Genomic DNA, 20,378 nt, shown 5'->3' on the forward strand with positions numbered 1-20,378 from the left:
CCCGATATTGAACTATTGACCCTTAAAGCGAGGTTGACGTTTTTCGCTCATTGCTCGCATACCTTCGACTGCATCTTCAGATTGTATTAGTGGAAGAAGATGAGTCTTTAACTGATTAAAAGCGTACTGCTCATCATGTGAAATCGCTTCGTGAGCAGCCGTCAAGGTGGCTTGAACAGCGAGTGGAGCAGCTGAAGCGATGGATTCGGCAAGTTCAATGGCACGGTTAAGCGGATCTTGTTCTGTTACTTCAGTAATCAAATGAATTCGAAATGCAGTTGCAGCATCAAAAAAATCCCCCGTCAATAAGTAGCGCATTGCATTAGACCAACCTGCTGTTTTAACGAAGCGTGAAGTTGCTCCGCCAAAGGGGAGGATGCCACGTTGCACTTCAAGTTGAGTAAATTGGGTATTTTGATGGGCAATACAGATATCGGCATTCAACATCAGTTCGATTCCAGCAGTAAAACAATACCCCTTCACAGCGACAACGACTGGTTTTTTTCGTTTACGACCAGTCGTGCCCCATGGGTTAATCAAGTTCATATCTTCCGAAAATATACCATCTGACATACGCGGCTGAAGCTCAACCAGATCTAATCCTGCCGTAAAGTGCTCTCCATGTGCATAAATCACAGCACAGCGTAAATCAGACTGGTCTTCATAGGTGGTAAGTGCTTGTGAAAGTTCATCAATCATATGACTGTCGAATGCATTGCGCTTCGCAGCACGGTTTAAACCAATCAACATCAGATGATTGCGAATTTCAATGGTTATTCTGGTCGTTTGAGTTGTATTCATCATTATTATTTTCCATTGAGGATATTCTATTTTTAGAGGAGTTTAATGGTTAGGTCAAAACTGTGCAGTTCAAATTGAACAGCGCTAAGTCGTGTTCGTTAAGAATCATGTATGGCGCCATTCAATATGCGTTAGGATAGGCGTATCAAATAAACCACGATCATTTTACGTAGTGTATGAGCCTTTTAGAAATTATTTCAGTATTGATTAGTGTATTGGGTGTAACCCTCACTATTCGCCGTAATATTTGGTGTTGGCCTGTGAATCTCGTGGCTTATGGCTTATATGCAAAGTTATTTTATGATTATCAACTCTATGGTGAAACGATATTGCAATGCGTGTTTATCGGTTTAGGTGTGTATGGGTGGTGGATATGGAAAGCTCAGTTTAAACAACAAGAGCAACTTGCCATCAATCGTATTCAAGGGTTGAGAATTATCAAACATGTGTTTTTTACGATGTTTGCAGGACTTATTTTTGGTTTAGGTCTGGATTATTTTACGGATGCTTCCATTCCTTATTTAGATGCTCAATTGGCAAGTTTAAGTCTGCTCATTACATATTGGACGTCTAAACGATATTTGGAAATTTGGCCTGCTTGGATCGCGGTGGATATCATCTATGTGATGATGTTTATGTATAAAGATCTATACTTGACGGCTGGTCTTTATGGCGCATTTATTGTTTTAGCCTTATTAGGTTATCTTCAGTGGAAGAAAAAATATCAAGTTCAACAGCAAACCGTCTACTCACTCTGAAAAATTTACATCCTTGGACATTGATTTGAATGATTCGATCTGCAAAATAAAGCAGATCGACGTAACAATGAAATTGAATTTAACCAGTAGACTTTAAATGTATGATTATCCACTTTTGGGAAGCTCGATTTCTGCAATTTGTAAAATCATTACAACAGCATCCTCATCGTTATCTTAACTTTGAATCCGTTGCCGATTTTTATCAAAGTCAGTGGTTAAAAACGCTTCCTCCTCATACTGAATATTTTTGTACTGGATTAGACGATGGTGCAGAGCAATTTGATATTTTGATTCAATATTTGCATCATCAAGTCAGTATTCACATTGCACAAGAAATTAAAGTTATTTATCGAGAACTCGATCTCTAAGAGTTAGGAGTGTGCTTAGCAATTTTTAGCTGAGTCAAATTAAAATGCTTGAGCGTATCCTTAGCTGGATTTAAGCAAAAAAAGCTTTAAAAAAAAATAGAATAAATGGTAAAAAAACCTTGATAAATCCTAATCTTAAGGTTAGATTGTGATAATAAGTGCAATTATAATAAAAAATATGTGATTTTATTCACTATATTTTGTAGGGGTGAAATAGATTTAATGATTACAGAGTTAAATGAAAATATAGTTTATTTTGATGAGCTGTTTCAATTGAGTTAGTTCATTATGTTAAGACTATTCAATCGAATTTTTCGCCCCTATACACTTCATTCATTTATGAATCAAAGTGTGTTGATGAATTGGAGTAACTTAAATAAATGTATTCTGGTCATGGTATTGGGCGGGCTTGCACATATCACCTGGATTACATGGTATTTATTTTCATTTCATCATCCTGCATTACATCATTGGCTCAATCCTGATTATTATTATTTTCACCTATCACGGATGTTGCTGTGCTGTGTATTACAGTTTTTGCTGATCATTCCTTGTGTCATATGGCGTCATAAAGAATGGGTGAGACAATATTTACCTTACTTTATTATTTTGGTATTTTCCGTAAGCTTTATTTATGGTGGCTATTCGGTTGGTATCAGTAGTCCTGCTACCGTTGCGGGATTTATCAGTATTTTAACAGTTGGTCTGGTTTTATTTGAACGCAAGATTGTATATCTGCTTTTTTTACCAGTCACTGTATATATGCTCATTGCAATTGTCAGTAGTGCATTGGGTTATATGACCTACGCACCGGTCTTTAGTGATCAGCTCAATTATTCAGTCATGGTATTTAATGAATTCTGGGTTTATTCACAACTTTATTTTTACGTGCCTATTTTTTTTGCGACTTTTGTATTGTTTGAGATTTTGTTGACGCAATGGCGAAATCGAGAAAAACAAATTAATTTAATGAGTCAAATGGACCCGCTTACGGGGATTTATAACCGTCGAAAAATAGGTTTAGAACTCAATGAAATTCAATTACAAGAACGAAAATTTGCTCTCATTCTGTTAGATCTTGATCATTTCAAGAGTATTAATGATAACTATGGTCATGATATCGGAGACAACGTCTTAAAGCGTGTTGCCAATGTACTACGTCAAAATATACGTGATACAGATATTGTCGGGCGATTTGGTGGTGAAGAGTTTGTGATGCTGTTGCAGAATAAAAACCTCAGAGCTGCGATGGAGGTCGCAGAGCGGTGTCGCAAAGAAATTGAAAATGAGCTCTTTTATATCGATGAACGTACGACGATCAGAGTGACAGCAAGCTTTGGTATAGCCATTTCTGAATTTAATTTAAATAAAGAAGCGGTGATTCGTCATGCAGACCAAGCATTATATCTGGCAAAAAAACGTGGTCGTAATCAGGTTAGACACTACTACGAACTTCAGGATGCTGATGTCATACAAAAAAGTGAAACTTGAGCCGTAAAATTATCATCTCACAAATTCGTCATTTAAATCAGTTTTACTTCAACTTGAAATGCTTTAAGATTGGTTGACTATTAATCAAATATTTGATTTAAAATTTAAAAAATTATGAAGATCAAATTCTTATCATAATTGAGATGAACGTATTATGACGATACTACCCGTTGCTCAAAAAGGTGAAGTCATCCTTGAATTGATTGCATCGCCGGTAAGTGAGCTTGAGTTTAGTAGTAGCTGGTTAACGCATCTGGTTGAAGCAATGCATTTTACGATGCAACAGCGCAATGGTGTCGGTATTGCTGCGCCACAAGTTTATGTCTCTAAAAGGATTATTATCGTCGCTTCAAAGCCCAATATACGGTATCCCGATGCGCCTGAGATGGAGCCTATTTACATGATTAATCCTGAAATATTGGAGCGTTCTGATCATGTTGTTTTAGGAGAAGAGGGATGTTTAAGTGTAGAGAATCGACGTGCGGAAGTAGCTCGAGCTTCATCAATCCGTGTCCGTTATCGTAATATGCAAGGACAGGAAATTACTGCGACTTTTTCAGGATTCCCTGCACGAATCATTCAACACGAAATTGACCATCTTGATGGGATCTTGTTTCTAGAGCGAGTTCACGCTGCTTAAAAAGACAATATAAAAGATAAAAGGACAGAATGAAGTTAATCAGGAAGATTCAACATATGATTAAGCGATTGTATCGTATGGCCAATACGTACATCCTTGATCCTCAAAATATGCTGATCAATTGGAGTGATTTTAAAAAGGGACGGCTTATCCTCTTTTTTGGAATTCTAAGCCAACTTGAGGTCGCTCGCTGGTTAATTGTGGCTTTTTATACCCCTGAAAAAGCACAGTGGTTAAATCCTGACTATTTTGAATTACGTGTTACCCAATTGTTGGTGACCTCCGTGATTTATCTTGTCCTGTTTTGGAGCTGTTTCAAGTTTCAGCATATCGCTAAGTTTCAAACCTTCATTGCTTACTTTGCTCCTAGTTTCTTTGGAATGACCATGATTTATTCAGGGTATTCGATTGGAATTTATAGCCCTGCAACGATGGCAGGGTTCATCAGTATTGTATTGGTCGGGTTGGTATTTTATAGCCGTAAAATTATTTATGGGATTGCAGTTCCAATTACGATATACACATTATTAACGTGTTACTTGACGCATATCGATCGAATTCGTTATGCACCTATGTTTAGTGATGAGTTGAATAAAAGTATCGTTTACCAAAATGATTTTTGGGTCATGAGCATGGTACAGCTCTACGTGCCCATTTTACTTATGAGTGTTTTATTCTTTGAGATTTTACTCACTCAATGGCGCAGTCGTGAAAAACAATTTGAAACCAGTAGTAAATTTGATGCCCTGACGAACGTTTATAACCGTCGTCAAATCAATGAAGTGTTATCACATTTTCAGCAGGATCGTGCTGATTATGCTGTGATCTTATTGGATTTGGATCATTTTAAACAAATTAATGATCAATATGGTCATGCAGCAGGAGATGAAGTCCTGAAACAGGTGGCGACGCGTTTGGAATATCATGTTCGAATTGGTGATACGGTTGGACGTTATGGCGGTGAAGAATTTATATTAATTCTAGACAATCTCAGTCGTGATCAAGCGGTTGATATTGCAGAACGTTGCCGTAACGCAATTGCACAGCAGCCAATTGTGCTGGATGATGGAACCTCGTTAAATGTGACGGCAAGCTTTGGTATTGCATTATCCCATGAGTTATCTGATCAAGATGTCATTACGCATTGTGCAGATCACGCTTTATATATTGCCAAAGAAAGCGGACGAAATCAGGTACAGTTATATCAGTCAGCTTAGTTGAATGATTCAATTTCGGTTGTGGTACTACTAACTATAGAGAAACATACGCTTAGGTTTTTTTATAGCAATGCTTTTGTTTTGGTCAGTGATCATCAAATTCATACCATAAATTGATCTGAACGATAAAGCAGTCTTTTTAATGCTTAAAGCGCATTGACATGATCGCTGAATACATCCAAATTTTAATAAAAATAAATATGAATATTCGATAATACAATTAGATGATGACTCGAGAGAATGAAGTACAACAACAGCGCAGTTTATTGCAAGCTATCAAATATGTCTTGTTAGAATCTGATCGTTCTATTATTAACTGGTCCAACTTTAATAAAGGGATTCTGTTACTTATATTTGGGCTGTTGATGCTCATCGGTCATTGGTTGTGGTACTACCTAACTTTCCATTCAGAATATCAAATTTGGTTAGATCCAGAATATTATCCTCATCGGACATTGACCACATGTTTACAAGTGATTTTGACCATGTGTTTTCTGATAATCGCTTTAATGCTTCGTAAAAATGCTACTGCTCGCCGAATCTTGGGCTATTTAATCCCCTTATTTTATGGATTGATTGTCATTTTTTCAGGATACACGGTTGGGATTTATAGTCCTGCGGTGATGGCGGGAACGGTCAATATTGTATTAATTGGTTTTGTGGTATATGAACAGCGCATCATCTATAGCGTCTCTTTTATTATTGCTTGTATTATCTTGTGGTTGGCAGTACTGACGGCCAATGGTCAACTGACTTATGCACCATTGTTTAGTGATGCACTGAATCAATCTAATTTGTATGCCAATCCTTTTTGGCTGAAAAGTATGGCGGTACTATATTTACCCATACTGTTGTGCTCAGCAGTATTTTTTGAGTTGATCTTGTCGCAGTGGAGACGACGTGAGCGTAAGATTGAAGTACTAAGTCAGAAAGATGCGTTAACCAACCTCTATAACCGTCGTTACATCAATCAGTTTATTAGTAAGTTAATTCAACAAAATCGCAGCTTTGCTTTCATCATCTTAGATCTCGATTTCTTCAAGCAGATTAATGACAATTATGGTCATGATGTTGGTGATCTTGTACTTAAACGTATTGCTCTCATTTTAAAACAGCAAACACGAGAAGAGGATATAGTGGGACGACTCGGTGGTGAAGAGTTTGTTCTAGTACTTACATATGGTGATATCGACGAAGCATTAATCATCGCAGAACGCTGCCGTCGAACGATCGAAAGTGAAAAAATTGAGATTAGCCCAGCGACTTTTATTCAAGTGACCGCAAGCTTTGGCGTGGCGATGTCACAAAATTTACCACATCTATACACAGACGAAGTAAAGCAAGGGATTTATAGTGCAGCGGATAAAGCACTATATCTTGCAAAGCAGAATGGCCGTAATCAAGTCAGATGTGACACGATATCGACAACTGAATTTAACATTTGAGATCTTATTTTGGGTCTCCATTGATCACCAAGAGAATAAAAATGAAGACACCTGTACCTGATTATCTTGCCCATGTATTGGACCAATGTCATGCGAATACCGAAGGAGCATTGGCTGACTATATTCCAGAACTGGCAGCTGCCAATCCAAATCGTATCGCTTTAGCACTTTCAACCATTGATGGTACGATTTATTCCTCAGGGGATGATGAAGTTGAGTTCACGATTCAATCAATGTCTAAACCATTTGCTTATGCGTTAGCGATTCAAGAACATGGTTTGGCTCAGGTATTAGAAAAAGTTGGTGTTGAGCCTTCGGGGGAAGCATTTAATCAAATCTCATTAGAAAAAGAACGATCGATTCCCAAGAACCCAATGATTAACTCGGGTGCGATTACGACACATTCTTTATTACCTCATAAAAAGACTGTTTCTCGTGCAGAACATTTACGACGTTTCTTGAGTGAACTGTGTGGGCGTGAATTAACCTTTGATGAGCAAGTCTATCAATCTGAACTCAAAACAGCATTTCGTAATCTTTCGATTGGCTATATGTTGCGTACCGTCGGCGTGCTAGAAGAAGACCCAGAGCATATTGTTCATGGTTATATTCTACAGTGTGCGATTAAAGTCACCGTGAAAGATTTAGCGCGAATGGGCAGTGTATTAGCGAATGGTGGAAAAGACCCTGTTACGGGAAAATGTATTTTAGATCGTCAGGTATGTCGTCAGGTACTTAGCGTTATGATGACGTGCGGTATGTACGATGCAGCTGGAGATTGGTTGACCACGGTTGGTATTCCTGCCAAAAGTGGGGTGGCAGGGGGGATTATTGGTGTCTTACCAGGTCAGGTCGGGATTGCGGTTTTTTCGCCTAAATTAGACAGCCATGGCAACAGTGTTCGAGGTGTGGAAATCTTTGAACGTCTATCAAGTGATATGGGATTACATTTGATGGAGGGAACCCCTTCAGCACAAACCATTATCCAAAGTCGCCGTGAGTATGATGATGGCATGGTGGTATATGAGCTACGTGGTGTCTTACAATTTACAGAGACTGAAATGTTCTTGCGTGAGTTACAGAATGAGCCTGTAGGTAAAAATAAAGTAGTGCTTGATCTTACACATCTGACTTTAATCCATGATGTCGGTGCTCGAATGTTATTTGAAGGTGTGAAACGTCTACAGGATGATGGTCACAAAGTGGTGGTTTTAGATGCGGAATCATTGTTATCGGAACAACAAAGTAAAGGACACAAACGCGTCATTGTCCAACAGCATTTGCATAATTATTTAAAGTGATCAGCAAAGATGATGCACTTTAAGATGCGTGTATAATATTGAAAATTGTATACCGTTTTTTGGGAATGTTATGAAGTCTGAAGTCCAGCAAGGAAAAATTAAAATTTATCATGCCGATAAAGGTTTTGGTTTTATTGGTGGTGCAGGTGAGGATATTTTTTTCCACATTTCTGACTTTCCTGCAGATGAAGGTGAGCCAAAACGCAATGACCGAGTCAAATTTCAGGTTGTTGAAAATCAAGGTAAATTAAAAGCAGTCAAAATTCAACGTGTAGCTGACCAGTCAGCGAAAGCGAAGAAGTCTCGTGTGGCATCACATAATCAGGCGATTACCAGCGCATTATTATCAAGTTTTAAAAAATAAAAAGCAAAAAAAGCCCTGAATCATCAGGGCTTTTTTACATAACTAATCAATCATTTATGTCATGTTTAGATGTTATTTTAGATGATCGGCAATATCGGTAAAAATCACGCCTAAACCATATGCACCTGCATCAGGATAGCCTAAGCTACGATCGCCGACAGTACCTGCACGACCCATACGTGCAACAATCTCTTTGGTCGATTCTGCGCCTTGAACAGCAGCTTGAGCACCTAAGATAAAGTTTTCCTTAAAGCTTTTGTCTGTGTTGGCAGACCATGAATCTGCGCATGGCACGAGCGCATCAATGAGAGTTTTATCTCCCACTACCGCGCCACGTCCAAATGAACGTTCGCCTGTGGTTTGAATACCTTTTACTGCGGCTTGCAGCATATCGGCAAAATCCGCCACGCTTAACGTGGTTTTACCTTGAATGGCTTTACTTGCAGCGCGGAATGCAGAACCCCAGATGGGACCCGAAGCACCGCCACAATGTTCCATAATGATCATGGAGCTATTGAGCAAGAATTCATCCATATGCTTCGCTTGGATCAAGCTTTGCCATTCTTTCTTGAGTTGTTTAAAGCCTTTAGCCACACTCATGCCGAAGTCGCCGTCACCTGCGTGTGCGTCTAACTCACAAAATGGCACTTCATTTTTGATGATACATGCTGCCATCACATCGACCACATAGCGCATGTTTTCAATGGTAAATTGCTCATTTTGAATTTCAGCATGTTCTGCTGCAGTTTCAACTTGGCTGTTGCCTTGATGTTGGGTAGCCGTATCTTTTATCGCAAACTCAATGGCTAAAGCAGGTGAACCATCAAGTTTAAAGGCAGGGGTGCTGGCTTCTGCATCTAAGTATGTTTTGAGTTCATCATCCAATTCAAGTAATGAAATGGATGCGCCATTCATGTCGATACTGGTCATGTAGTTGCCGACAAAAGTACGGTAAATTTTGATGCCTTTACGCGCAAGGTGTGTGCATACATCATGGTTAAACAGATACAGTTCTTGCATTGGCGTTGAGCCAAAGCCATTGATCAAAACTGCGACTTCTTTCATGTCTGGGCGATCTAAAAACAGATCATCGACCATACGTTGTGCCAGTTCTTTTGCCGGCAAGATTTTTTCACGACGGATGCCCGGTTCACCGTGAATACCCACGCCGTATTCCATTTCATCATCAGCAAGCGTGAAGGTTGGTGTACCTTTAGCAGGAACAGTACATGAGCTATAGGCAAAACCTAAACTGATGACATTGTCAGCCGCTTTTTGAGCGACTGTTTTAACTTCACCTAATTCTAAGCCTTTAGATGCTGCTGCGCCTGCAATCTTATGAACAAAGACTGTGCCTGCGACACCACGACGACCGACTGTATATAAACTATCTTTAACCGCAATGTCATCTGCAACTTTCACAAAGTCGACTTGAATTCCGTCTTCAGTTGCTAAAGCTGCACCGTTCTGGAAATTCATCATATCACCAGAATAATTTTTGATGATCATTAGCACGCCTTTGTCAGTTGCGACGTGCTGCAATGCTTTATAGACCTGAATTTGTGAAGGTGATGCAAAGACATCGCCACATACGGCCGCATCTAACATGCCTTGACCGACAAAGCCTGCATGTGCAGGTTCATGCCCGCTACCGCCACCACTGATGAGAGCAACATTATTGTGTTTTTCTTTTCTTGAAATGATTTTGTGAGACTCAGTGAATGCAAGTTCTGGGTGTGCCAAGACAAAGCCTTTGCACATGTCGACAACCAAGTTTTCAGGGTGGTTGATGAGTTTTTTCATGGAAATATCAAACTTTTGGTAATTTCATTAATAAGTATTAATTATTCACTAAACTTGAAACATTTGCTGATCTAAAAATGTTAAAACGGATGATTTGCGGTTTGGTGGTTAGAAAAGGGGCGGTTTAGATAGAGCTAAGAAGTTATATGATAAAAGAGGTAAATTAACGAATTTTTATTGATTGAGCAGTATTGTATATATAACAACCTTTAATTAGTATTGAAGTAATTATAAACAATTCAGAAAGTTAAAATGAAAAAAATTGGATTCTATGCTTATTGTGCTACTCCGAGCGAAATTGGTGATTCTATCGAATCAGCAGTAACTATGGCTAATAGATGTAATCAAGAAATAGTGATTAAAACTTGGAAACACATGGACATAGTGGGGCACTTTATTGCGAATGAAGTACTAAATGGTATTGATGAGGCAGACTTTCTAATAGCAGATATAAGTGTTCTTAATTTGAATGTGACTTATGAAATTGGCTATGCAATCGGTAAAGGTAAAAGAATTTTATTAACAAAAAATTCTGCAATTTTGGAAGATCATCCTAAAATTCATGATGTAGGGATATTTGATACTCTAGGCTATAATGAATATTCTAATACTCAACAACTAGCTGGTTTCTTAAAATCAGGTTCTTTCAATGATCCAATTTTTTTAGAAAAAAAACTCAACAAACAAGCTCCCGTTTATTTTGTTTTAAGTAAACACAAAACAGATTGGATTACTCGTATAGAGTCAAGAATTAAAAAATCTAGATATATTTTTAGAACTTTTGATCCTTCAGAACAGCCACGTTTATCTGCCCACGAAGCTATACATCAAGTATCAGAATCAATGGGAATTGTAATTCCTATTTTATCCAGCCATATCGAAGATTCAAAAATTCATAATATTAGATCTTCTTTTATTGCAGGTTTAGCAAAAGGGCTTGAAAAACCTCATATCTTAATTCAGATGGGGCAAGATGCCGCCCCCCTTGATTATCGTGATTTCATTAAATACTGTTATAAATTAGATGATATTAACGATGTAATGGCAGATTTTGCTGCTTCTGTTGCGGCTTATTTTCAAGAAGAAAATGAATACCTAAACAATGAATATACTACGGAATTACAAAAAATAGATTTAGGATCAACTTCCGCAGAAAATGAAATGCGAAGTCTTCAAAAATATTATTTAAAAACTGAGCAATATCTCAAAGCAGTTCGTGGTGAAGCCAATTTGGTTGTAGGTAGAAAAGGCTCAGGTAAATCAGCAATTTTTTTGCAAATTAGGGATAGGGAAAGATCATCAAATCAAAATTTAGTTCTAGATTTAAAACCTGAAGGCTATAAATTTGTAAAATTCAAAGAACAAATATTAGGCTTTCTTCAGGAAGGGACTTTCCAACACACAATTATGGCATTTTGGGAATATGTGTTGCTTCTAGAATTATGTAATAAAATACTTAGTAATGATAAAGAGTTGCATATACATAACGAAAATTTATATCAACCGTATCGTCAAATATCTGAGTTATATAGAGCTGAAGGCTATGATACAGAAGGTGACTTTTCTGAACGAATGTCAACTTTAATGACAAGAATTTCTTCAGATTATTTTGAGAAGTATGGGGAAAATTCAGGAGTTAGACTTTCATCCCCAGAATTAACAGAATTGTTATACAAGCATGATATTAAAGCCATTACGGACCAGTTAAAGAACTATCTTAAATATAAAAGGCATGTATGGTTATTAATTGATAATATTGATAAAGGATGGCCAACTTCTGGCTTGCAAAAAGAAGATTTACTGATTGTAAGGGCATTAATAGATTGCACAAAAAAAATACAAAGACAGTTCTCTCATGTTAATACTGAAATTAACATTATTATCTTCTTAAGAAATGATGTTTATGAACTTTTAGTTCAGCATACTGCTGATAGAGGAAAAGAGGGGAATGTGCTTCTAGATTGGACTGATACTGATTTGCTTCGTGAGATGGTTCGATTAAGGATAGTCGCAAATGAAGGCTTCAGCCCTGATTTTTCATTTGAACAAGCATGGAAACGAATTTTCATAAGCCATTATAAAGGTGAAGAAACTTCACAGTATTTAATTGAGCGATCATTAATGCGTCCTCGATTTTTACTAAATTTAATTAATCAATGTAAGAGTTTCGCAGTAAACCTTAATCATCCTCAAATTACTGAAGATGATATTTCTAAAGGAATGAAAGCATACTCTACAGATTTATTAACTGATATTAGTTACGAACTAAATGATATTAATAGCGATCTTAACAATATTCTTTATAGTTTCATTGGAGTCAAATCTTTACTATCTTCAGATGAGCTTATAAATATTATTAAAGGTGATGAGAATTTAGCTTTGATGAACCCTGATGAGATTATAAAAATTTTATTATGGTATGGGTTTATTGGAATATATTTAGATAATCGTGAAATTAAATTTATTTATCACTTTAATTACAATATGAAATTAATGGAAGGATTTATCAAAACTAAAATTCATAATATGAATTATATTGTTAATCCAGCATTCTGGGATTCATTAATGATAGAAATAGATAAAGATTTAGCTGCATAAAAAACCCCCTCACTCGAGGGGATTTTTAATTCGATAATTAGATTCTTCCCCCTTTGAAAAAGGGGGATCGAGGGGGATTACACTACTGAATCATCCAAATTCGGTGCTAACCAACGTTTCGCCTCTTCCAGTGTCCAACCTTTACGTTTCGCATAATCTTCCAACTGATCGCCAGAGATTTTACCCACGTTAAAGTATTCAGTTTCAGGGTTTGCATAGTAGAAACCGCTGACTGATGAAGGCGGCCACATTGCAAAGCTACTGGTTAAGTAAGTTCCGATCTTATCAGTCGTACCTAACCAGTCAAACAATGGCGCTTTTTCAGAATGTTCAGGACAAGCAGGGTAGCCCGGTGCAGGACGAATACCCACATACTTCTCTTTGATCAACTCTTCATTCGAAAGCTGTTCATCGGCTTGGTAGCCCCAGAACTCTTTACGAATACGTTGGTGCAAGTGTTCAGCAAATGCTTCTGCAAAACGGTCACCCAAGGCTTGAACCATAATCGCGTTATAGTCATCACCTTTGGCTTTGTATTCTTGCGAAAGTTCTTCCGCACCAAAGATCGATACAGTGAAACCACCCAAATAATCTTGCGCCACGTCTTTCGGCGCTACAAAGTCAGCCAGTGAGAAATTCGCTTTGCCTGTCACTTTGTCAGACTGCTGACGAATATGCTCAAAGGTATGCGTCACATTGCCATTTTCATCAGTTACCGCAACAGTGTCTGCTGCAACACGGTTGGCAGGGTAAAGACTAAAAGTAGCGCGTGCATCGAAACGTTTATTTTCGATGATGTCTTTGAGCATCGCTTGTGCTTGTTCAAACAAATCACGTGCTGCTTCACCGACGACTTCATCTTCAAGGATTTTCGGGTATTTACCCGCCAAACTCCAAGAAATAAAGAATGGTGTCCAGTCGAAGTATTCAACTAAAGCTTCGAGTGGATAGTTGGTGAATGTTTGCGAACCAATGAAGTTTGGTTTTACAGGTGCATGCTTTTCAAAGTCAATCTTGAAACCATTTTCAACCGATTCAGCATAAGAAAGTTTTGCTGCTTTCGGTTGTTTGTTGGCAAGACGCGTACGGATTTTTTCATAATCCGCAGCATAGTCAGCTGCCAATTGAGGCTTCATATCAGTAGATAAAAGCTGTGTTGCAACACCCACCGCACGTGAAGCATCAGCCGTGTAGTACACACCATCATTGTGATATTGCGGCGCAATTTTCACGGCAGTATGCGCTTTCGATGTTGTTGCACCACCAATCATCAATGGAATGTTAAAACCTTTACGTTGCATTTCTTTGGCAACAAAGACCATTTCATCCAATGACGGTGTGATCAAACCTGACAAACCGATGATATCAACTTTCTCATCAATCGCAGTTTGTAGAATTTTCTCACACGGTACCATCACGCCAAGGTCAACGATGTCATAACCGTTACAGCCCAGTACCACACCCACGATGTTTTTACCGATGTCGTGTACGTCGCCTTTTACTGTTGCAAGCAAGATTTTACCTTTGGCTTCGCCTTGGGTTTTTTCTGCTTCAATAAATGGGTTCAACCAAGCCACGGCTTGTTTCATCACACGTGCAGATTTCACCACTTGTGGTAAGAACATTTTGCCGGCACCGAACAGGTCACCCACCACGTTCATACCTGCCATAAGTGGCCCTTCAATGACATCTAAAGGACGTGCAGATTTTAAACGCGCTTCTTCGGTATCTTCATCAATATAAGTCGTAATACCTTTAACCAACGCGTATTCAAGACGTTTTTCTACAGGTTCATTACGCCATTCAAGGTTTTCTTCAGCCTTTTGCGCACCCGCTTGACCACGGTATTTTTCCGCAACAGCGAGTAATTTTTCAGTCGCTTCTTGACCGCTCGCACCTTGGTTACGGTTTAAGACCACATCTTCAACAGCTTCTTTTAGCTCAGCATCGATATCATCATAAATTGCAAGCTGACCTGCGTTGACGATCCCCATGGTTAAGCCTTGTTGAATGCCGTGATACAAGAACACCGCATGGATCGCTTCACGAACAGGTTCATTACCACGGAATGAGAACGATACGTTTGAGATCCCGCCTGACACCATCGCATTTGGCAGGTTTTGTTTAATCCAACCGGTTGCTTCAATGAAGTCCACACCGTAGTTGTTGTGTTCTTCAATACCTGTTGCGACCGCAAACACGTTCGGGTCAAAAATAATATCTTCAGATGGGAAACCCACTTCGTTGACTAAGACATCGTAAGAGCGCTTACAGATTTCCTTTTTACGTTCAGCTGTATCCGCTTGACCATTTTCATCAAACGCCATGACAATGACTGCCGCACCGTACTGACGGCAGAGGCGAGCACGTTCGACAAACTCGTCATAACCTTCTTTTAAGGAAATTGAGTTTACAACCGCTTTACCTTGGACGCATTTCAAACCTGCTTCAATGATCTCCCATTTAGAAGAGTCAAGCATGATTGGCACACGTGAAATATCAGGCTCAGACGCGATCAGATTCAGGAAATGCACCATCGCTTCTTGCGAATCCAGCATCCCTTCATCCATGTTGATGTCGATGATTTGCGCACCGGCTTCAACTTGTTGGCGAGCAACATCTAAAGCTTCAGTGAAGTTACCTTCTTTAATCAGGCGTAAGAATTTTTTAGAACCTGTCACGTTGGTACGTTCACCGACGTTCACAAACAATGAATCTTTAGTAATGTTAAATGGCTCTAAACCACTTAAACGACATGCAGGTTCAATTTCAGGGATTTGACGCGGTGCAATACCTTCAACCGCTTGCGCAATCGCACGAATATGATCCGGCGTCGTACCACAACAACCACCCGTAATGTTAATTAAGCCACTTTCAGCAAATTCTTTAATAAATGCTGCAGTTTCTTCAGGAGTTTCATCATAACCACCGAAGGCATTTGGTAAGCCTGCGTTTGGATGCGCTGAAACAAAAGTATCCGCAACGTCAGACACGGTTTTGACGTGTGGACGCATCGCATCTGCACCCAGTGCACAGTTAAAGCCAATCGATAAAGGCTCTGCATGGCGCATTGAGTTCCAGAATGCTTCTGCGGTTTGACCTGTGAGTGTACGCCCAGATGCATCGGTAATGGTGCCCGAAATCATAATTGGCAGTTCGTAACCAATTTCTTTAAAAACTTCTTTCACTGCAAAGATCGCAGCTTTGGCATTTAGGGTATCGAAGACCGTTTCAATCAAGATGATATCTGCACCACCTTCAATCAATGCCTTAGTCGCTTCAATGTAGTTAACTTTTAACTCATCAAAGGTGATGTTACGGAATGCCGGATCATTTACATTTGGTGAAATTGAAGTGGTACGTGACGTTGGTCCTAATACGCCCGCGACAAAACGTGGTTTTTCAGGTGTTGAGTATTTTTTACATGCTTCTTTGGCAATTCGAGCTGCTTCACGGTTAATCTCAGGAACCAAATCTTCCATATGGTAGTCAGACATTGAAACACGTGTTCCATTGAACGAGTTAGTTTCAATAATATCTGCACCAGCTTCAAGATAAGCTTCATGAATGCCTTGAATAATCTGTGGCTGAGTTAGAACCAATAAGTCGTTATTACCCTTAAGGTCGTAGGCCCAATCCTCAAAACGTTCACCACGGTAATCAGCTTCTTCCAATTTGTGGCGTTGGATCATGGTACCCATTGCACCATCAATAATCAGGATACGTTTGGCAAGAAGCGCTTTTAAGGTGGCGAGGGTAGACATCAAATGACTCTCACAAAAATCTGCACAAATAATGGTGCAATATTTTAGCAGAGTTACGTCCACTTTTCTGATAAATAAAAATTTATGAACCTATTCCCAAAAAATTAAGGATGAATTTCATCCATCGACTACGATGACCAACCTATCAAAACTGAAACTGTCTATATTTCATCATGTTGTCATAATCTAATGTAATAATAATTGCCGTTGTAACAAATGTGACAGTGATGTCATCTTTATTTCATCTATTTATTCACCGATTGAAATAAAGATTAAAGACGAGGTTTTTGTATTAACTATATGATTATTATTGTTAAATTTTGAATATTATTAGTTTTTAAAGTTTAATTTTCTTAAATAAGTGTCATTTGGATGACTTATATGACAGCTCTTTGTCATATAATTGTAATAATTAAATTGAACAATAGAGGGGATATTTATCCTCTTTCTCTGCTTGCATGAATTCTAATCAAACTCCAGTTTCAGATTCAGCACAATCGTCAACGCCTATGCAGTCGACGAATGTTCACGTGCCAACGCCGAAATTCTTTATGCCAGTGTTCCTTACACTGATTGTTTCAACCTTGATTTACATTGGTTTTCAGTTGGCTGCTGATTTATCTCATGTGCCTGCTTTAAATCTTTATGCTGTGATCATGTTGGCCACGGCATTGTTTATCGCATTGGGTTTCGAGTTCGTTAACGGTTTCCATGACACGGCCAATGCTGTGGCAACGGTCATTTATACCAACGCTTTATCTGCACCTGTCGCTGTAATGTGGGCAGGCTTCTGTAACTTCCTTGGCGTAATGGTCGCAAGTGGTGCAGTTGCCTACGGTATTATCGCGCTATTGCCTGTTGAATTGATTATGAACGTCGGTTCAGGTGCTGGTTTTGCCATGGTCTTTGCCATGTTGATTGCCGCAATCGTATGGAACTTAGGAACTTGGTTCCTCGGTATCCCTGCTTCTAGCTCTCATACACTGATTGGTTCGATTTTAGGTGTGGGCATCATGAACTACATCTTAAACGCAGGTAATGGTGCGTCAGGTGTAGACATGGAACAGGTGATGAAAGTGGGTAAAGCACTTTTATTCTCACCATTAATCGGTTTTGCATTTGCGGCTGTATTGTTCTTATTGGTTAAAAAAATCTTTAAGAAACAAGTGGAATTATTCCAACCACCAGAAGGGAATAAACCGCCGCCGCCACTTATTCGTGCCATTTTGATTTTCACGTGTACCGGTGTAAGTTTTGCACACGGCTCAAATGATGGTCAAAAAGGTATGGGTCTGATTATGTTGATTCTGATCGGGATCGTGCCATTGGCATACTCTTTAAACAAGAGTCTAGATCAACAACATATCCAAACGTTTGGTCAGTTATCTGCTCAAACTGCTGATTTGATTTATCCAAATCACCAAGATATTCCAGATGAAAAAGCGCGTCAAATTATCACGTCATATATCCAAACCAAAGAAATCACACCTGAAGTTGTGCCAGCTTTGGCAAGTTTAACGGATCATTTAGGTGAAAAAGTAGGAAGCTACACATCCATTAAAGATGTTCCTGAAGATCAAGTAGCTGAATTCCGTAATGATATGTACCTCAGCACGACTGCATTCAAGCGTTTAGATAAAGCAGAAGCTTTACCTGCCATGACTGAAGCGCAAGAAAAAACAGTGGACAACTACCGTGATAACTTAGATTCATTCCTTCAATACATCCCAACATGGGTGAAAGTTGCGACTGCATTGGCATTAGGTCTAGGGACGATGGTAGGCTGGAAACGTATTGTTGTTACTGTTGGTGAGCGTATTGGTAAACAACACATGACTTATGGTCAGGGGATGTCTGCAGAGTTAGTTGCAATGTCAACGATTGCTGCTGCTGATGGCTTTGGTATGCCAGTGTCAACAACACACGTTTTAAACTCTGCTGTAGCAGGTACGATGGTTGCGAATAAGTCGGGCTTAAACTTCCAAATGGTTCGCACAATCTTATCAGCGTGGATTTTCACACTGCCAGCAACAATTTGTTTGTCAGGTGGTTTATTCTGGTTGTTCCTTCAGTTCACCTGATTGAAATCAATACTTAAAGACTAAAAAAGCGCTGAACAATCAGCGCTTTTTTATGATCAATTGTTTATGTCGCTTATTTTTGGAATTTAGACAAAAGTTTTTTCAAGGGGAGTTTTTCTTCAGCAAAACCATATAATGCGGCAAATGGTAGGGCGGTGCGTGCGAGATATGCTACACGCCATAATCCACCATGATTAGCACCATGCATGATTAAGTCTAATGGATGATTGAGGGCGATGTCAGGATTGGCAACCGACTGTGGGTTTCTCAAATCATGAATCCACAACGCAGCCATAATCGCATTGGTCGTCGCGGGTTCAAATGCTTCAACATCAAACAAATTGGCACCATTGAAAGCAGCTTTTAATAATGGGTTTTTGGTTACCGAATGTGTAGTGGTCGATGGAGCAATATTAATGCTGACACGTTGACCTTGTGACCGTGCTAACGTAGCGCGCCATTGTTGAATCCTTTTCGCCAACGCATAATTTGGACCTTGTTCAACCACAAGACAGTCGCAGATCCCATACTGTTTATCATGACATTGGAATAAGCGTTCTTCATTTTGTTTGAAAAAATAATCACGAGAGACAGTCGAAATACTCTTGGACAGAATATTTTCAAGTTTAGAGCGTGATTTAAACTTATCTAATCCACCTTGAATAACTTCCTGTGGTACAGCGTAGACGTCGGTGGGCGTACACATATACATTAAACTGGTATTGGATTTTTGTTGGCTGACATGTTGCATAATGTTGTCCATCGCCATAGAAACACGAACGTGCTTTTCGCCATCTAAATACGCAATCGCGGCAAGATCTAAGTCTTGATCAAACTGGGTGAGCCAATGTGCAATCTCAGGGGTATCTGTTAATAAGTTAACGCCTAAACGCTCTGCAGCTTCACGTATAGATGCAGATGAATCTATTGATTCGACACTTGGAGCGTATAAGGTCGCATTGCCTTGCAGAACAGTATTCAAAATCTTTGTCCATACTCGCTCATGATTTAAATCAAGCGCCACGATATTGGCTTTCCATTTCGCCAGCCAAGGTAAAGGTCCTGCTTCAGAAGCTGCACCAAACAGCACCATTGTTCGATCCGAAAGGTCAAACCACTCTGGATGCTGCACACACGCTTGTAGTGCCTGAGCATGTGATGCTTCTATAATACCTCGGTCTAACCAGAGTTGAATTTGGTCGAGTAGGGCTTGACCTTCTAAATTTTTACCCTGATAAGGTACAAACCATTGCGGCTCAGCAGTAGAGTTTCCTTGAAGTGTGTAGGTATTTAAATCTTTTGATTTAAGATTCATCACTTCATTCAATGCGTGTGTATGTTGATCACGTTGAAAACTAAACTCTTCATAAGCTTGTTGAAGTCCATCATGAGCGATGCGCAGCGCAGCTTCAGGTGATGAGAGCCCACATTCTACCAACCGTTTAAAATGAATCGGATAGGATTTGCGCCAATTCTTTTCATTGATAACTGCATCAGCGTATTCTGGCTGAATTTGTTGTAATGCCGCACTGACGATGCGTTGGCCTGATTTTGAACTGCTGGGTTTAGAGGACGTGTTAGAGGAAAATTGTAAACCATCAGGTTGATTAGACATGCAAAAAATCTCAAAAAAAAATGAATAAATTCGCGGATGCCTACATTATCCTGACAAAATTAATGATCTAGGTGGCATTAATTACCAGATATTGATTGAATTATTACGAGATATTTCTAAAAAAAGGAAGCC

At 39.1% G+C, this 20,378-nt stretch carries 14 protein-coding genes; 10 read left to right on the forward strand and 4 right to left on the reverse strand.

Annotation, left to right across the window (positions count from 1 at the left end; translation table 11 throughout):
- Positions 1 to 12 precede the first annotated feature (12 nt).
- A complete protein-coding gene (locus AC1M9N_RS05365; protein WP_481954385.1) occupies positions 13 to 804 on the reverse strand; it encodes a crotonase/enoyl-CoA hydratase family protein in 792 nt (263 codons plus the stop codon).
- Between the two features lie 173 nt (positions 805 to 977).
- Here AC1M9N_RS05365 and pnuC point away from each other — a divergent pair, with 173 nt between their 5' ends.
- The 8 genes from pnuC (at position 978) to AC1M9N_RS05405 (ending at position 8,385) form a co-directional block, all read left to right on the forward strand.
- Positions 978 to 1,559, forward strand: a complete 582-nt coding sequence (gene pnuC / locus AC1M9N_RS05370; protein WP_481954386.1) for a nicotinamide riboside transporter PnuC — start codon at positions 978 to 980, stop codon at positions 1,557 to 1,559.
- A 101-nt stretch (positions 1,560 to 1,660) separates the two neighbouring features.
- Positions 1,661 to 1,927, forward strand: a complete 267-nt coding sequence (locus AC1M9N_RS05375; RefSeq protein ID WP_092766902.1) for a hypothetical protein — start codon at positions 1,661 to 1,663, stop codon at positions 1,925 to 1,927.
- Between the two features lie 357 nt (positions 1,928 to 2,284).
- Positions 2,285 to 3,418, forward strand: a complete 1,134-nt coding sequence (locus AC1M9N_RS05380) for a GGDEF domain-containing protein (RefSeq protein WP_481586539.1) — start codon at positions 2,285 to 2,287, stop codon at positions 3,416 to 3,418.
- A gap of 151 nt (positions 3,419 to 3,569) precedes the next feature.
- The gene (gene def / locus AC1M9N_RS05385; RefSeq protein WP_481954452.1) at positions 3,570 to 4,058 is read left to right on the forward strand and encodes a peptide deformylase; all 489 of its coding nucleotides are present in this window, start codon (positions 3,570 to 3,572) and stop codon (positions 4,056 to 4,058) included.
- Positions 4,059 to 4,087: 29 nt separating this feature from the next.
- Positions 4,088 to 5,275, forward strand: a complete 1,188-nt coding sequence (locus tag AC1M9N_RS05390; RefSeq protein WP_481954387.1) for a GGDEF domain-containing protein — start codon at positions 4,088 to 4,090, stop codon at positions 5,273 to 5,275.
- A 224-nt stretch (positions 5,276 to 5,499) separates the two neighbouring features.
- Positions 5,500 to 6,720 (forward strand): GGDEF domain-containing protein, encoded by a 1,221-nt coding sequence (locus tag AC1M9N_RS05395; protein WP_481954388.1) that lies wholly within the window; start codon positions 5,500 to 5,502, stop codon positions 6,718 to 6,720.
- A 41-nt stretch (positions 6,721 to 6,761) separates the two neighbouring features.
- Positions 6,762 to 8,021, forward strand: coding sequence for a glutaminase (locus tag AC1M9N_RS05400; protein ID WP_481954389.1), 1,260 nt, complete (start codon positions 6,762 to 6,764; stop codon positions 8,019 to 8,021).
- Positions 8,022 to 8,091: 70 nt separating this feature from the next.
- On the forward strand, positions 8,092 to 8,385 hold the full coding sequence (locus tag AC1M9N_RS05405; RefSeq protein ID WP_481586536.1) for a cold shock domain-containing protein: 294 nt from the start codon (positions 8,092 to 8,094) through the stop codon (positions 8,383 to 8,385).
- Between the two features lie 72 nt (positions 8,386 to 8,457).
- Here AC1M9N_RS05405 and dhaK read toward each other — a convergent pair whose 3' ends face one another.
- Entirely contained in the window at positions 8,458 to 10,188 is a 1,731-nt protein-coding gene (gene dhaK, locus AC1M9N_RS05410; RefSeq protein ID WP_481954390.1) for a dihydroxyacetone kinase subunit DhaK, read from the reverse strand.
- A gap of 252 nt (positions 10,189 to 10,440) precedes the next feature.
- On the opposite strand from dhaK, the gene AC1M9N_RS05415 reads away from it, so the two are divergent.
- Positions 10,441 to 12,786 carry a P-loop ATPase, Sll1717 family gene (locus AC1M9N_RS05415; protein ID WP_481954391.1) on the forward strand — a complete coding sequence of 782 codons (2,346 nt, stop codon included), beginning with the start codon at positions 10,441 to 10,443 and terminating at the stop codon, positions 12,784 to 12,786.
- A 77-nt stretch (positions 12,787 to 12,863) separates the two neighbouring features.
- Here the strand turns inward: AC1M9N_RS05415 and metH are convergent, their stop codons facing one another.
- Positions 12,864 to 16,550 (reverse strand): methionine synthase, encoded by a 3,687-nt coding sequence (metH, locus tag AC1M9N_RS05420; RefSeq protein ID WP_481954392.1) that lies wholly within the window; start codon positions 16,548 to 16,550, stop codon positions 12,864 to 12,866.
- A 458-nt stretch (positions 16,551 to 17,008) separates the two neighbouring features.
- Here metH and AC1M9N_RS05425 point away from each other — a divergent pair, with 458 nt between their 5' ends.
- Complete coding sequence (locus AC1M9N_RS05425) at positions 17,009 to 18,631, forward strand: inorganic phosphate transporter (RefSeq protein ID WP_180027990.1); 1,623 nt, start codon at positions 17,009 to 17,011, stop codon at positions 18,629 to 18,631.
- 73 nt (positions 18,632 to 18,704) lie between these two features.
- Here the strand turns inward: AC1M9N_RS05425 and AC1M9N_RS05430 are convergent, their stop codons facing one another.
- Positions 18,705 to 20,246, reverse strand: a complete 1,542-nt coding sequence (locus AC1M9N_RS05430; RefSeq protein ID WP_481954393.1) for a hypothetical protein — start codon at positions 20,244 to 20,246, stop codon at positions 18,705 to 18,707.
- Positions 20,247 to 20,378 lie beyond the last annotated feature (132 nt).

The organism is Acinetobacter sp. ANC_7655 (assembly GCF_056784015.1).